The sequence below is a fragment of the Daejeonella sp. genome, from assembly GCF_037719425.1.
Classification (GTDB): domain Bacteria; phylum Bacteroidota; class Bacteroidia; order Sphingobacteriales; family Sphingobacteriaceae; genus Daejeonella.
The window spans coordinates 50865-64848 of record NZ_JBBJNI010000003.1; the positions used below are offsets into that span (position 1 = coordinate 50865).

A 13984-nucleotide genomic window follows, 5' to 3' on the forward strand; every position below is an offset into this window, starting at 1 on the left:
TTTTGGGAGTATGGATCAATAAACATGTTTATGAAAATGCCAGTTTTTGATAAAAAATATGATTGGCATGGCTATCAGTCGATTTCTTAAATTTACATCTTTTTGTCGGCAAGCCTTTTACAGTGGTTTTCACGCAAAAAACATTCCCGCTTTCAGGATATCGTTTTAATTCCTCGTCGGTTAATTCCTGTCTCGCAGTAGTCTTCCGGCTTACCCAGTCATATTCATAGATCAACTTTCTTTCTATATCTACCCACATCAACATCTCTTTCTCAGGTAACCATAACGGGCCTTCACCTAAAATGCATTCACACTTACATAAGATAGAAGCAATCATACTAGTTTCTTAATAAAATTCTGGTATTCGTTTAATTCATACTGCGGGCATCCCCCCTTTTTTCCTGCTATTAATGAGCCCATTGCTACTGCTTTTTTCAGGATGCTTAGAGGCTGTTCTCTTAAGAAATGATGAGCGATAAATGCTGCCAAAAATGAATCACCACAACCTACAGTGTCACAGACTTTGGTTGCAATACCAGCAACATGATATATCCCATTTTGAGTATAATAGTTGGCTCCACGCTCTCCTTTGGTCACAATTACTTCCTGGATATTAAATTTTTCTTTGATAAAATCAATCTGTTCCTTCTCATTTTTAAGGTCACATTCCAGCATTTCCAGTACTATTTCTATCTCAGATTCATTCACTTTAAGTAAATCAGCTTTTCCCAGCAAGATTTCCAACAATTCCTTTTCAAAGAAAGGGGGTCTCAGATTTATATCGCAGACATTGAATTTGCCATAATCCAGAAGTTCTAACAGGCTGTTCCGTGAGATAATATTACGGGCGGCCAGACTGCCATAGATAAAATACTTGGATGCTTTTACTTTTGCTGCAGCATTGGAATTTACCTCTATAAAATCCCAGGCTACAGGAAACATAATTTCATAGGTCATTTCATTTCCAGCCGTTTTTTTTGCTAATACCCGACTTGTTGCATGAATCGGATCCGATTGCAAAAGAAGTTTATCTATTCCCCAAGTATCCATAAGGTCTTCCAACTGCATTCCTTCCGAATCTTTACCTATTCGGCTGATCAAAACAGTGGGGACATTTAATTTGGTAAGGTGATATGCAACATTTAAAGGTGCACCCCCTGGCTGTGGCCCATCAGGTAAAATATCCCATAGAATTTCACCAAAGCAGCATACAGGGGCAGGGCAAAAATCTGTATCCATCATGAGGGAATTATTAATGAATGATCGGATTGAACCGGCCAGTATTGCAGCATCTTGCGGCGTACAAAAGCCACACTACGCTCTAACTGATCCATCCCGTCTACCCCGTCTTCAATACTTATCCATCCATCAAAGCCCGCTCTTTTTAACTCAGAAAAAATGGTATCATAGTCATTTAGTCCTTTACCAATTTCTCCATGACTTAGCATCTTAGCATATCCTGCAGCACCATTTTCCGCTTTGCGTAAATCTTCAATGGTCCCTTCTTTAAGATATCGATCGCTGGCATGCATAGTAACCACACGATGGGATACGCGTTTGAGAAGCTCAAGAGGGTCTTCTCCAGCTAAAAAAGTATTGCTGGGATCATAGTTAACTCCAAAAAAAGGATGATCCAAACTTTCGACAAGCTTACAGAATACATCCATCTTCTGGGCGAATTCGGGGTATTCCCAGAAATCATCTTTGTAATGATTTTCAAGGGTAAGTGTAATTTTCCGTTCCTGAGCATACGGCAGACAGGCAGCGATACAATCGGCTGCTAATTTCACACCCTCTTCCATTGAGAGCCCGGGACGTCTCTGACCGGACAATACCCTGCAATAAGAACCCCCCAGTACAGAAGTCATATCAATCCATCTCTTTTGCTTTTCTATTTCTCGTTGTCGAAATGCCGAATCCGGATGCGTAAAATCGGGAGAACAACACATCATGGGGATAACTTTTCCGTGATCTTCAACCTGACGACGAAATTTAAGCCAGTTTCTTTCATCACTCATCTCCAAAAAGCCTGCATACCATTCCAATCCATCAATATCAAGCTCAGCAGCGAGCTCAATCCATTCAGACAGACTCATACTTCCATCTTTACAAAGAGCATGCATGAATGCTTTGGGAAATGCTGCTAACCTGGGCATAATTAACTTATTATTTGGATATTTTAATAGTTGATGGGTCTTTTGGGGGATTACGTCCGATAAAAGGATGTTGTTCAAGATCTACTACCTGGCCACTTATAGGGCCACTTTCGTCAGCCAGCCAATAAACAGCAGCTGCGGCAATTTCAGACGGCCATAAAATTCGGCCAGCAGGTGCATAGACTGAAGGCAGATCTTCATACCAATTTTCAGCTAAACCATGCTCTTTTTTTCTTTGCATTTCTGTTTCTGTCAGTACCCAGCCAGGATTTATTTGATTTACCCGAACCATATTCTCCCGGTGTAATGTATCACCCAGATTTCTTGTCATCGTCATTAAGGCGCCTTTAGAAATACTGTATGCAAAAAGATTAGGCTCCCCGCTCCATGCATTTACTGATCCGATATTTAATATACAGCCACGCTGCTTCTCTAAATGAGGCAATGCAGCTTTTATTAATTCAAATGGAGCTATAATATTTACCTCTAAAATTCTTTGTAAAAAAGCCTTATCGGTTGTATGAATGTTAGAAGAGGAAACAATTGCAGCATTATTAACAACGGCATCAAGTTTTCCAAACGACTGAACTGCAAGATCAACCAAACGCCCTGGAGCACCCTCCTGGCTAATATCTTCAATGTGAAGCCGTGCTTTATCTTTTCCTAATTCCTTAATTACTGATTTTCCCCAGTCTTCTTCCAAACCGTGAATAAGCACCCTGGCGCCTTCCGCTACGCAACGTACTGCAATTGCTTTACCGATTCCGGTTGTACTTCCTGTAATAATGATTACTTTATCCCGCAAGCGCATACTGATCAGTTAAATAGTTTTGGGTAATACCGACAATCGGGTATTAGTATTACGCAAAAGCAAATTTGTTGTAATGGCTGAAATTAATTAGGCAATGGCTTCACCATGATGTCTTTATAATATACGACACTTTTAGGATCATGTCCTTGCAAGGCAAATGTACCGTCAGAGATGGCACGGCCACCAACATGCTCCCGGCCTACATTTTCAGGTTCCGTATATTCCACCACCGTTTTGCCATTAATTTTGATGGTAACATTCTTGCCCTGAACCATGATATACTCTTCGTACCATTCGTTATCTTTCACATAAACTTCCTTTACATCTTGAATAGCATATAAACTGCCTGTTCTGCGCCAGTCGGTATGTGAGTTATTCACCTGAACTTCATAACCTTTGGAAGGAAACCCGATTTGCTGAAAGGCGGTATGGAAATATATACCTGAATTGGCACCCGGCTTGGTCATTACCTGCGCCTTAAATTCAAAATTTTTGAAATTGTGATTCATAACAATGCCATCATAAAACAAATGCGACCTAGATCCTGCTACCATGATGGTGCCATTTTCGACTTTAAATGTACCCGGATTTTCATTTTTTTTCCATCCGTTAAGCGTTTTGCCATCAAACAGGCTGATCCATCCGTCTCTGTCCTTTTTATGATTTAAACTGGAACATGACAATAAGAGAAGAGGAATGGCCAACAATGCGATTAGTTTTCTCATGAGTTTTTTAGATTAATATGTACAATTTATTTTATGGCTTAAGTATACTTTTTACCACTTCTCCCCGATGCATTTTTTCAAATGCTTCCTGCCATTGTGAAATTGGCCAGACTCCTCCAATAATCGGTTTCACGTTAAGAATGCCACTGGCTAAGAGGGCGATTACTTTCTCCCATACAGGCCAGTTATGGCTGAAGCTCCCTTGCAGAGTGATGTTTTTCTGAACCAATGGATCTAGAGAAAACCCCAGTGGTTGCGGGCCCCATCCCACTTTTGTAATTTGGCCATTAGGACGTACAAGATCCATGGCTATTTTAAGGGTCATACTGGAGCCTGCGGCATCAATAACGAAATCAGCCCCTAATCTATCCGTACGCTTGGACCAATCTGTTGCATCACCAATAATTACTTCACATCCATATTTTTTAGCAATTTCGAGTCTATTTCGATCTCCTTCCAGTCCTACAACTGCAACTTCAGCCCCACATAATTTTGCCATTGCTGCGCAAAGAATACCTATAGTACCGGGACCGAGAACTATCACTCGATCCCCGGGCTTAATCCTGGAATTGCCTACTACTGCATTATAAGCAACACAGCAGGGTTCTGTTAGGCATGCTTCTTGAAATGGCAGATGATCAGGTATCCGGTGAAGACATCTGGCCGGAACCTTTACAAACCTGGTCATGGCTCCGTTCACACCATAACCAAAACCTTTTCTGTCTGGATCCAGGTTATACAATCCTGTTCGGGATAAGGTACTCTCTGGATTGATAACCGCTGCTGTTTCACTAACCACTCTATCGCCGATCTTCCAATTTGTTACCCGTTTACCCAGTTCCACAATGTGTCCCCCAAATTCATGTCCAAGAACGACAGGATAATTTACCCGCCAGCTATGGTCGGCAGTCCACTGATGTAAATCACTTCCGCAAACCCCGACGTTCACCACTTCAAGCAACACATCTTCTTCACCTATCTCGGGTTTGGATATTTCTCTGATTTCTACAGAACCTTTTTCAGAGGAATAATTAATAACTGCCTCAGATTTAACGCCTGTTGCCATTTTGGTTAGAATTATAATTAGTTTTAAATAGTACGGATTTGATTAAAATTGACATCGCCATGGGCATGTATTTTAGCACATATCAAACGAAGAGATTCTTCCAGGTTACCATCGGCAGTCTTAAATGCCTCGGCATCTATAGTTAATGGCGCTCCCAAAACCACTAATGGAGCACCATACTCAGGGCACATAATAGCCTGTTCCAATGTTAATCCGCCTACCGCCTGAACAGGAACATTTACAGCCCTTACCACTTCACGAAGCTGATCCATAGGACTGGGCATACGTTGCCCCCGGGCAGCTATACCTCTCCGCTCATCGTAACCAATATGATGGATAACATAATCGCAACCTAAGTCTTCGAGCCATCTCGCTGATTCAATCATATCCGGACAACCAAGATTGTCGCCCATTACCTTAATGCCAAAGTCATGACCCGCTTTAACCACGCACTTAATAGTTTCTTCATGCGCCCGTGCCATTACCACCACATGAGTAGCCCCGGCTCTGGCCATCATCTCAGCTTCAAGATAACCACCATCCATCGTTTTAAGATCCGCCACGACAGGGGTATTTGGAAAGGCTTTACGCAATTGCTTCACGCCATGCAAACCTTCTGCGAGGATTAGCGGTGTTCCTGCTTCGAGCCAGTCTACACCAGCCCGCATGGCCATTGCGGCAGTTTCGAGCGCCTCGTCAATATTGGTGAGATCCAGTGAAATTTGAACTATGGGTAACATGTGATTTTTATCGGGTTAAATAGTCTGAGCAAAAAAGAAGCGGATCAATAGCAAAACGTATTAAGTTTTTCAAATTCAAGACTCTCTTCTGTCCAATCCTGATACTCAGTATTTCTCATGCTTAACTCCCTTATAATAAAAGCTTCGTGAGACTGTCCCCATGATGATCAAAAATTTTACAAAATACCTGCTCATCACCTTCGGAAACCAAACGTTTCAGATCCAATTAATTGGTAAGCCTGTAAATTTCACAAAGAATGACATCAATGCGATATAACTAATATATACAGATTAAAATAATTTTCAAAAAACATCTAAATTATATTGCAAACGTGAAAGCAGAAATTAGTCACGGGAAATCTTCTTAAAATTAAATAAAAACTGTACCTTTGCGGCGCTTTCAGCAATAAGGCTGTTTGCTTTAAATATTATCATGAACCCATTTAGTACCTTGGGTATCCGTCATGATATTGTTAATGCCATAACTGAACTGGGATTCGAAAATCCCACACCAATCCAGGAGCAATCTATCCCGGTATTACTTTCAGGCAGCAACGATTTTGTCGGATTAGCTCAAACAGGAACCGGTAAAACGGCTGCCTTTGGCCTCCCTCTATTAGAACTATTAGATTTCGAGGAAAATTACCCGCAGGCATTAATTCTTTGCCCAACTCGTGAACTTTGTTTACAGATCACCAGCGACGTGAAGAATTATGCCAAAAACATGAAGAACGTTAACGTTGTTGCGGTTTATGGCGGTGCAAATATTTCAGATCAGTTACGCCAGATCAAACGCGGCGTACAGATCGTAGTGGCCACTCCGGGCCGGATGCTTGACATCATTAACAGGAAAGCGATCGACTTCACACAGGTACAATTCGTTGTCCTTGATGAAGCTGATGAAATGCTGAACATGGGCTTCCAGGAAGACATCGACAGTATTTTATCTACAACCCCTGACGATAAAAAAACATGGCTTTTCTCAGCGACTATGCCAACAGAAGTTCGTCGTATTGCAAAAAAATACATGACAGATCCGTTCGAACTGACCATGGGTACCAAAAATACCGGAAACGTCAATATCGAACATGAATATTATATTGTAAAAGCGCGCGATAAATATGCTGCGTTTAAGCGCATTGTAGATTTCAATCCTGAGATTTTCGGTATTGTGTTCTGTCGCACAAAAATTGAAACACAGGAAATAGCTGAATCCTTAATGAAGGATGGCTATAACGCAGATGCACTTCATGGCGATCTGTCGCAGCAGCAACGTGATAAGGTGATGAAGCGTTACCGCGATCGGAGCCTTCAATTACTGATCGCTACTGACGTTGCAGCCCGTGGAATTGACGTTAACGACGTTACACACGTAATCAATTATTCGCTTCCTGATGAAATCGAAAATTATACTCACCGTAGTGGTCGTACCGGTCGTGCCGGTAAAACTGGCATTTCGATAGCAATTATCAATTCTAAGGAATTAGGAAAGATCCGTCACATTGAACGTGCACTTGGAAAACAGTTTACTAAAGCTGAAATTCCAAGCGGTTTTGATGTTTGCGAAAAGCAATTATTTGCTTTGATCCATAAAGTTCACAACGTTGAAGTGAATGAAGCTCAGATAGAGCAATACATTCCTCGTATTATGGACGAGTTTAAAGATCTTGATAAAGAACAGATCATCAAAAGATTTGCTTCTCTTGAGTTCAATAGTTTCCTTGAATATTATTCCAAAGCTCCGGATCTTAATATTTCGGGTGACGACCGCGGATTCGAACGTGAGCGTGGAGAACGCGGCGACCGTCCGGATCGAGGCACGAGATCAAGTGCTGGTTATACCCGTTTATTTATGAACCTCGGTTCAGTGGATGATTTCACACGTGGCGACATGCTTGGATTTATTTGCAACAACACGAAAATCAGCGGAAAAAGCGTTGGGAAAATTGACCTCAAGGGTGTCTTTACCTTCTTCGAAGTTGAAGATTCTGAAGTAAATAAAGTTATTGAAGGATTCAAAACTGTTGATTTTCAGGGAAGAAGCGTGCGCATAGAAATGGCAGGCGATCGTGACCCAGGAAGCGAGCGGAGTGGTTCTGGCGGTGGATATCGTGGCAATTCGCCTCGTCGTGAAGGCGGTGGAGGCGGTTATCGCGGTGGAAACAGCGGTGGTGGCGGAAACAGCGGTGGTGGCGGACGTCGTGAAGGCGGAAGCGGTGGCGGCTTCCGTGATTTCTCAGGGAAACGCCGTGAAGACCGGGGTGGAAGCAGTTCTGGCGGTGGTCGTCGTGAAGGCGGAGACAGACGCAGACGCATCTAGACAAAGTATATTCCTAAGAAGAGAGGCTGTCGTAAATGGATAGCCTCTTTTCGTTTCTAAGAATTAAAATGGGTATTATTTATTCACCACGCTTATAATATCGGCAACTTTACTGTTCTGGCCAAAGTATTTAATTAATCGAAGGCTAGAATCATAAACATAGGTGGCCGGAAACTGAACTGGGCGGAAACGGACAATAAATTGCCGGTTTGAATCTCTCAGTAGAGTCACATTCGTTCTTCCATTCATATTAGGAGCAAATTTTTTCATGAAAGTTTGGATGGATGCTGCATTATCCATAGACACCAGATAAAATTCCGCATTTTTAAAGCTATCTATCTTCTGGGAAACAGCTCTCAGTTCGTTCTGACAGTGATCGCATGTAACATCAAAAAAGACAATAACTACCTTCTTGTTTTTGGCCAGGTTCTTCCTTGAAAAAGACTGTCCATTAAGCCTGATAAATGTAAAATCAGGAATAATTTGAGCGGGACCACTTTGAGCATAAATTTCGCGGGTTAGACACGTAAACATTAATGTAAAACATACGAGCTTAAAGATGCGAGATCTGGCTTTGAAGGTCATTATCATATTTTATTAGTGCTGAAAATCATTTGACTGAAAATCACTATATTAATTTAAATTATAAAGGGATACATTATCATATGATTACCTATTCATTAAGTTTTCGTAAAGATTAATGTCATCTAATACTATTAATTGGCAAATTAATTTATATATAGGAGGATGTAATGATAAATTAGGAACGGCGCATCTAAGATCCATGCTAAATATAACATTTTAGAAACAAAAAGAAGGTTGATAAATAATTGGTAACCAGAGTTGGTGCCCAGAAAGTAATTAGAAAAAATAAAAAGAAACATGGCTAAAATTGTCAGCCAGTAAAGATTTAAAAGAACCAGTAATTAATTTCGACGCGCAAAGGTCCCGCAAAGGATGTGAAACAAGACAATACCTGCTTACCGACCGATGCCAGACCTTTGGAATATTTGCGATAAAAAACTTTAAGCCTCATCCATATATACCCTGCCACCCTGGCCGTCGGTATAATAGTTTCTCTTATACATATCGGTAAAAACGTCTTCACCATTCGGCCCCTTCATACCAGGCATTAACGTGTCTTTAACGTTATCAACAAACTGGTTGAACTTGTCTTTCCAACCCTTATTTGCTTCTGCAAATTCATTAAGTTTATCGGACCAACCCTTGCTTGCTTCTGTCAGGTCATCTAATAAAGTAGACCCGTCTGCTTTTTTGTGTGTTAATACTTTATAGGCTACTCCTGCTACTGCGGCAAGTCCTAATATTGTGGTCATTTTCTTCATGGCTATGTTTTTCTTTATAAACACTGCTTTAGATAGGATGGTTTTAAAAAAGGGAAAATGTTCTTTGAGCAAGGAATAAAGAGCAAGGAATAAAGACTGGAAACATACAGAGTGGAACCGGGGGCGAAATCACCTCTCCGACGAAGTCTTAATTCTTGATTCTTGGCTCTTGACTCTATTTTACGTCAGTTGCTCCGAAAGCAATTTCATTTCAATTTGCGGTGAATGGCCTTCATAGAGAATAGTATACACAGCGTGACAGATGGGAATATTAACTTTATAGGTTTTATTGATCTGATGAAGGCACAAAACGGCATAATATCCTTCAGCAATCATATTCATTTCCAATTGAGCCGATTTTACCGTGTAGCCTTTCCCTATCATGTTGCCAAACGTACGATTGCGGCTGAATTGGGAATAAGCGGTTACCATCAAGTCCCCTAGATAAGCCGATTCTTTTATATCCCTGTTAATGGGATGTACAGCACGAACAAATGCTTCGATCTCACGGATTGCGTTAGAAATAAGCACCGCCTGAAAATTGTCACCATATCCAACACCGTGACAGATACCACTTGCTACAGCGTAAATGTTTTTAAGAACGGCTGCATACTCAGTTCCATAAATATCATCCGACACAATGGTTTTGATGTATCGCGTATTGAGCATAGCAGCGAAAGAGCCAGCCAAGTCCAGATTCTGGCACGCAATAGTTAGATATGATAATTTTTCAAGCGCTACTTCTTCCGCATGGCAGGGACCGCTTATTACCAAAATATCATCGAAGGGGATACCATAATTCCTGTTCATAAATTCGCCTATGATCAGGTTATCATCCGGTACTATTCCCTTAATTGCGGAAATGATCTTTTTCCCTTTTAAATCGTCTGCTGTTATTCCTTTTAATGCTTCTTTTAAAAAAGCTGCAGGAACATTCAGAAGAACCATATTACAATGGGCTATAATTTCTTTGAGATCGCTGCTTAGATTTTCATTTGGGAGCCGTGTCTCAACAGAGCTCAGGTAGTGCGGATTGTGATTGTATTTTTTTATGTGTTCGATAGCTTCGGTATTCCGCATCCACCAATAAACATCCTTATCCACAAGGTTGTCACCTAATATTTTAACTATAGCTGTCGCCCAACTTCCTCCACCAACAATTGCTATACTATTTTTCATCCGATTTATATAAACAAAAATCCCTCCCTAAAAGCCAGGCTTTCAGGGAGGGACAAGTTAACGATTTCTCAGAAATTACTTCTTAGCTTCGCTTGCAAAAAGCTTGTCCTTATCTACCTTTTCAACCATAGCCCCATCCTTAAGCCCCTTGGAGATAGCAGTAAATGGTCCTGAGACTATCTCTTCGTTGCCTTTAAGGCCGGTTTTGATTAAGATATAGGTATCATCCTGAATGCCGGTAGTAACCCGCACCTGCTTTACTTTGCCTCCGCTGTACACAAATACATATTCTTTAACGGGTTCAGTGTCCTTTTTCTTTTCTTTATCAGCATTTGCACCTGAAGCAGGAGGGCCAGAATTTGTTTCGGGTTTAGCTTCTTTCTTTTCTTCACGTGTAGTTACCGATTGGATAGGCACTGCAACTCCCTTAAACTCCTCGGTCTGAATATCTACCGTTGCAGATAGTCCAGGGCGGAATGGAGAAGGGTTGGCGCTATCCGCACGAATAAGCTTTTGATATGAATCCGGCAGGATCCGAATCTTCACAGTAAAGTTTGTTACCTGATCAGTTGAAGTTCCAACAACATTGGAAGAACTTGCTATCTCGGTTACCTCGCCTTTAAACTTTTGATTCTGGAAGGCATCGACCTCTATTTCAGCACCATCTCCTACTGACACACGGTTTATATCGCTTTCATTAACATCTACGCTAACTTCCATTGAACTGAGGTTAGAAATTCTCATAATTTCAGTACCTGCCATTTGAGATGTACCCAAAATCCTGTCACCAAGCTCAACAGACAATTTCGAGATCACGCCATCAGTTGGTGCGTAGATTGTGGTTTTAGCAAGATTAGCTCCAGCTTCTTTAACTACAGCGTTTGACTGCTCAACCCCAAATCTGGATCCCACAACATTTTGACGTACAGCTCCAAGGTTAGCACGTGCTGCTTCATATTCCGCCTTTACAGCATCAAACTCCGCCGCCGAAACAACCTTTTTGGAAAACAACTCCTGATTCCGTTTATACTTTGCAGTAGTATTGGTAAAGTTAGCCTCTGCTTGTTTAAGTGATTGTTGTGAACCCGCAAGAGACGCACGCTGACTGTTCAATGAAGCAACCGCACGATCGTACCCTGACTGAAGTACATCAGGACGAACTTTACACAACAGTTGGCCTCTTTTAACAACATCCCCTTCTTTCACAAGTAGCTGCACTACTTCACCAGAAACCTCCGCGCTTAATTTAACCTCAACTTCGGGCTGGACCTTTCCACTTGCTGAAACGGTTTCCACAATTGTTCTTGAAGTTGCCTTTTCTACAGCAATCTGAACGGATTCGCTTTTACCGAACCAGCCGAGCTTGCTTCCGGCCACTGCTATCACTAACAGCACTCCTGCTCCAATAAGCACATACTTTAATGTATTATTTTTCTTTGCCATGTTTGTTTTATAAGGGGGAAGTTTTTTCTAATTAAAAGGTTATTGGGTTTCCAAGATAATAATCAATCACCTTGCTTCTGAAAATCAGATCATAACGTGCCTGGATCTGATCGAATTGTGCTTTATTTAAGTTTGTCTGCGCTTGATTAAAATCAAGTGAATTTACCAAACCTACCGCATATCGCTGTTCAATTACATTGAATGCATCTCTTGACGATTCGAACGCTACCTGAGCTGAAGCATATCTCTTTTCAGCTGCTCGAAGGTCGTACACAGCCTGATTAATAACTTTATTGAGGTTATTTTTTGCAAGCTGCTCATTAACTTCGCCATTCAGCAAGTTGATTTTGGCTCTCCTCACCGCAGACCTTGCTGAGAATCCGTTAAATATGGGTATGCTTAGTCCGAATCCTATAAACTGGTTAAAATTATCTTGTACCTGACTTGCAAAAGATGTATTGCTAAAGGACCCGTTAGAATAACGTGTGCCCATCCCTGTCTGTAAATTCAAGGAAGGATAATAACCACTCTTGGCGATGTCTATTTCCTTCTGCAAAACCAGTTTCCTCAATTCCGCTAACTTAATATCCGGAAAGTTTGCTGATGCAGATTTATATACTTCCGCAGCAGAATAGGCGGTGTTTACTGTTGCCACGTCATTTACCGCAGGTTTTTCAACCTCAAAAGGCACGGAGGGGTCGCGCTCAAGTAATTGCGCCAGGTTTAAGAATGAAAGGTCAACCTGGTTCTGAGCATTAGTAACATTTAGTTCAGCCGTTGCTACCTGAGATTTTGACTGCGAAAGGTCAGCAAGAGTACGATTTCCAACATCAAAAAACTTTTGCTCGATGTCCAGTTGTTGTCTGGATATATCTAACTGCTGTCTGGCGGCGGTCAAAAGATCCTGCGAATTTAGCACCGTTAAATAATTTGTTACTACCGCGAGCACAAGGTCATTTTTCACCTTCTGGGTAAAGCTCTTATCAGCATCTAGCTGAAGTTTGTTTTGAGAAATTATATTTATCCGCTGAAATCCTCCGAACAATGGAGTATTAGATGATATATTCCCATTAGTTGAAGTAATACCTTGATTAACAAATTGATTTGTCAAAGGATCTATACTTCGGCCGAAATTAAAGTTAAGGCTGGTATTTGCGTTCAGGGTTGGAAATAAGGAATATTTCGATTGCCTGAGGTTCTCATCAGAGATAGCTTCTGAAAACTGGGCTTGCTTAATCTGAAGGTTGTTTTCAACTACAAGTTCCGTTGCCCTCTTTAAAGTGATCTTTTCCTGCGCCTGAAGACTAACTGAGCTTAAGATCAATAAGGTCACCACTAAAACAGAGTATTTTGAAAATCCTGTTAGGTTTTTTTGTTTCATATAATTGTTAAACAACATCAAAATGGTTAGAATTCCCCCGATAAAATTAATACTATAAATTACTTAACATATTTATCTTCGTGATAAATTAATATAAAAGCGATTTGTATCTCACAAACTCTCCGTTTTGGCTGCAATGGTTATACCCCACACTCACCTGGCATAAAAACCGGAAAGAAAAATATGTTTATCTGACTTTTGACGATGGACCTATACCTGTTGTTACACCATTTGTATTAAATACACTAAAAAACTTTAATGTTCAGGCCACGTTCTTTTGCATTGGTGATAATGTAAGCAACTATCCGGAAATATATAACGACGTCTTATCCAACGGTCACACTGTCGGCAACCACACCTTCAATCATCTTAAGGGATGGAAGACCCCGGATACAGAATATTTGTTGGATATAGAAAAATGCGCCAGCCTGGTCAAACCAAATCTTTTCAGGCCTCCTTACGGGAGAATAAAAAAATCACAGATCAGCAAACTGAAGTTAATAATACCCGATATTGAAATCATCATGTGGGATGTGCTTAGCGGAGACTTTGATCCAGATATTAGCGGGGATGAATGTGTACAAAACGTGCTTAAGAGCGTCAAGAATGGATCTATAATTGTTTTTCATGATAGCGAAAAAGCGTTTCCACGCCTTGAATATGCATTGCCCATTGTATTAAAAACCCTTCAGTCGCAGGGCTATGGCTTTAAAATGTTCTAAAAACTGAGCAAAGCCACCAACTCGATTGCAAAGTATAAAGCCAGAAAAAATTGCAAAAAACATTTGCAAGAAAATCAGTCCCTTATAAATAAATT

Annotated in this window: 14 protein-coding genes; 2 read left to right on the forward strand and 12 right to left on the reverse strand. The window is 40.9% G+C overall.

Annotated features, from left to right (window positions below):
- Positions 1 to 28: 28 nt before the first annotated feature.
- The 7 genes from WKF69_RS00820 to WKF69_RS00850 all read right to left on the reverse strand — a co-directional run bounded on the left by WKF69_RS00820 (position 29) and on the right by WKF69_RS00850 (position 5498).
- Entirely contained in the window at positions 29 to 337 is a 309-nt protein-coding gene (locus WKF69_RS00820; RefSeq protein ID WP_340378663.1) for an SMP-30/gluconolactonase/LRE family protein, read from the reverse strand.
- Positions 334 to 1242 carry a carbohydrate kinase gene (locus WKF69_RS00825; RefSeq protein WP_340378665.1) on the reverse strand — a complete coding sequence of 303 codons (909 nt, stop codon included), beginning with the start codon at positions 1240 to 1242 and terminating at the stop codon, positions 334 to 336. The genes WKF69_RS00820 and WKF69_RS00825 overlap by 4 nt, the downstream gene beginning before the upstream one ends.
- Positions 1239 to 2156, reverse strand: coding sequence for a sugar phosphate isomerase/epimerase family protein (locus WKF69_RS00830; RefSeq protein WP_340378666.1), 918 nt, complete (start codon positions 2154 to 2156; stop codon positions 1239 to 1241). Before WKF69_RS00830 ends, WKF69_RS00825 begins: the two co-directional genes overlap by 4 nt.
- Positions 2157 to 2166: 10 nt before the next feature.
- Positions 2167 to 2967: an SDR family oxidoreductase gene (locus tag WKF69_RS00835; RefSeq protein WP_340378668.1), complete on the reverse strand. Its 801-nt coding sequence runs from the start codon at positions 2965 to 2967 to the stop codon at positions 2167 to 2169.
- An 83-nt stretch (positions 2968 to 3050) separates the two neighbouring features.
- On the reverse strand, positions 3051 to 3692 hold the full coding sequence (locus WKF69_RS00840; RefSeq protein WP_340378670.1) for a DUF1080 domain-containing protein: 642 nt from the start codon (positions 3690 to 3692) through the stop codon (positions 3051 to 3053).
- Positions 3693 to 3723: 31 nt separating this feature from the next.
- Positions 3724 to 4758 (reverse strand): zinc-binding dehydrogenase, encoded by a 1035-nt coding sequence (locus tag WKF69_RS00845; RefSeq protein ID WP_340378672.1) that lies wholly within the window; start codon positions 4756 to 4758, stop codon positions 3724 to 3726.
- A 23-nt stretch (positions 4759 to 4781) separates the two neighbouring features.
- Entirely contained in the window at positions 4782 to 5498 is a 717-nt protein-coding gene (locus tag WKF69_RS00850; RefSeq protein ID WP_340378674.1) for an orotidine 5'-phosphate decarboxylase / HUMPS family protein, read from the reverse strand.
- Positions 5499 to 5931: 433 nt separating this feature from the next.
- Between WKF69_RS00850 and WKF69_RS00855 the strand changes: the two genes are divergently transcribed.
- Complete coding sequence (locus WKF69_RS00855) at positions 5932 to 7818, forward strand: DEAD/DEAH box helicase (RefSeq protein ID WP_340378676.1); 1887 nt, start codon at positions 5932 to 5934, stop codon at positions 7816 to 7818.
- A 75-nt stretch (positions 7819 to 7893) separates the two neighbouring features.
- On the opposite strand, the gene WKF69_RS00860 is transcribed toward WKF69_RS00855, so the two are convergent.
- The 5 genes from WKF69_RS00860 to WKF69_RS00880 form a co-directional block, all read right to left on the reverse strand.
- Entirely contained in the window at positions 7894 to 8352 is a 459-nt protein-coding gene (locus WKF69_RS00860) for a redoxin domain-containing protein (protein WP_340378678.1), read from the reverse strand.
- Between the two features lie 491 nt (positions 8353 to 8843).
- Positions 8844 to 9164: a hypothetical protein gene (locus tag WKF69_RS00865; protein WP_340378680.1), complete on the reverse strand. Its 321-nt coding sequence runs from the start codon at positions 9162 to 9164 to the stop codon at positions 8844 to 8846.
- A 180-nt stretch (positions 9165 to 9344) separates the two neighbouring features.
- Complete coding sequence (locus WKF69_RS00870) at positions 9345 to 10343, reverse strand: NAD(P)H-dependent glycerol-3-phosphate dehydrogenase (RefSeq protein WP_340378682.1); 999 nt, start codon at positions 10341 to 10343, stop codon at positions 9345 to 9347.
- A 75-nt stretch (positions 10344 to 10418) separates the two neighbouring features.
- On the reverse strand, positions 10419 to 11786 hold the full coding sequence (locus WKF69_RS00875) for an efflux RND transporter periplasmic adaptor subunit (RefSeq protein WP_340378684.1): 1368 nt from the start codon (positions 11784 to 11786) through the stop codon (positions 10419 to 10421).
- A gap of 31 nt (positions 11787 to 11817) precedes the next feature.
- Positions 11818 to 13167, reverse strand: a complete 1350-nt coding sequence (locus tag WKF69_RS00880) for a TolC family protein (protein WP_340378686.1) — start codon at positions 13165 to 13167, stop codon at positions 11818 to 11820.
- Between the two features lie 104 nt (positions 13168 to 13271).
- Here WKF69_RS00880 and WKF69_RS00885 point away from each other — a divergent pair, with 104 nt between their 5' ends.
- On the forward strand, positions 13272 to 13889 hold the full coding sequence (locus WKF69_RS00885) for a polysaccharide deacetylase family protein (protein ID WP_340378688.1): 618 nt from the start codon (positions 13272 to 13274) through the stop codon (positions 13887 to 13889).
- The last annotated feature ends 95 nt before the right edge of the window (positions 13890 to 13984 follow it).

Coding starts and splice junctions, on each gene's coding strand:
- WKF69_RS00820 (WP_340378663.1), bottom strand. CDS start 337: ATGATTGCTTCTATCTTATGTAAGTGTGAATGCATTTTAGGTGAAGGC.
- WKF69_RS00825 (WP_340378665.1), bottom strand. CDS start 1,242: ATGATGGATACAGATTTTTGCCCTGCCCCTGTATGCTGCTTTGGTGAA.
- WKF69_RS00830 (WP_340378666.1), bottom strand. CDS start 2,156: ATGCCCAGGTTAGCAGCATTTCCCAAAGCATTCATGCATGCTCTTTGT.
- WKF69_RS00835 (WP_340378668.1), bottom strand. CDS start 2,967: ATGCGCTTGCGGGATAAAGTAATCATTATTACAGGAAGTACAACCGGA.
- WKF69_RS00840 (WP_340378670.1), bottom strand. CDS start 3,692: ATGAGAAAACTAATCGCATTGTTGGCCATTCCTCTTCTCTTATTGTCA.
- WKF69_RS00845 (WP_340378672.1), bottom strand. CDS start 4,758: ATGGCAACAGGCGTTAAATCTGAGGCAGTTATTAATTATTCCTCTGAA.
- WKF69_RS00850 (WP_340378674.1), bottom strand. CDS start 5,498: ATGTTACCCATAGTTCAAATTTCACTGGATCTCACCAATATTGACGAG.
- WKF69_RS00855 (WP_340378676.1), top strand. CDS start 5,932: ATGAACCCATTTAGTACCTTGGGTATCCGTCATGATATTGTTAATGCC.
- WKF69_RS00860 (WP_340378678.1), bottom strand. CDS start 8,352: ATGTTTACGTGTCTAACCCGCGAAATTTATGCTCAAAGTGGTCCCGCT.
- WKF69_RS00865 (WP_340378680.1), bottom strand. CDS start 9,164: ATGAAGAAAATGACCACAATATTAGGACTTGCCGCAGTAGCAGGAGTA.
- WKF69_RS00870 (WP_340378682.1), bottom strand. CDS start 10,343: ATGAAAAATAGTATAGCAATTGTTGGTGGAGGAAGTTGGGCGACAGCT.
- WKF69_RS00875 (WP_340378684.1), bottom strand. CDS start 11,786: ATGGCAAAGAAAAATAATACATTAAAGTATGTGCTTATTGGAGCAGGA.
- WKF69_RS00880 (WP_340378686.1), bottom strand. CDS start 13,167: ATGAAACAAAAAAACCTAACAGGATTTTCAAAATACTCTGTTTTAGTG.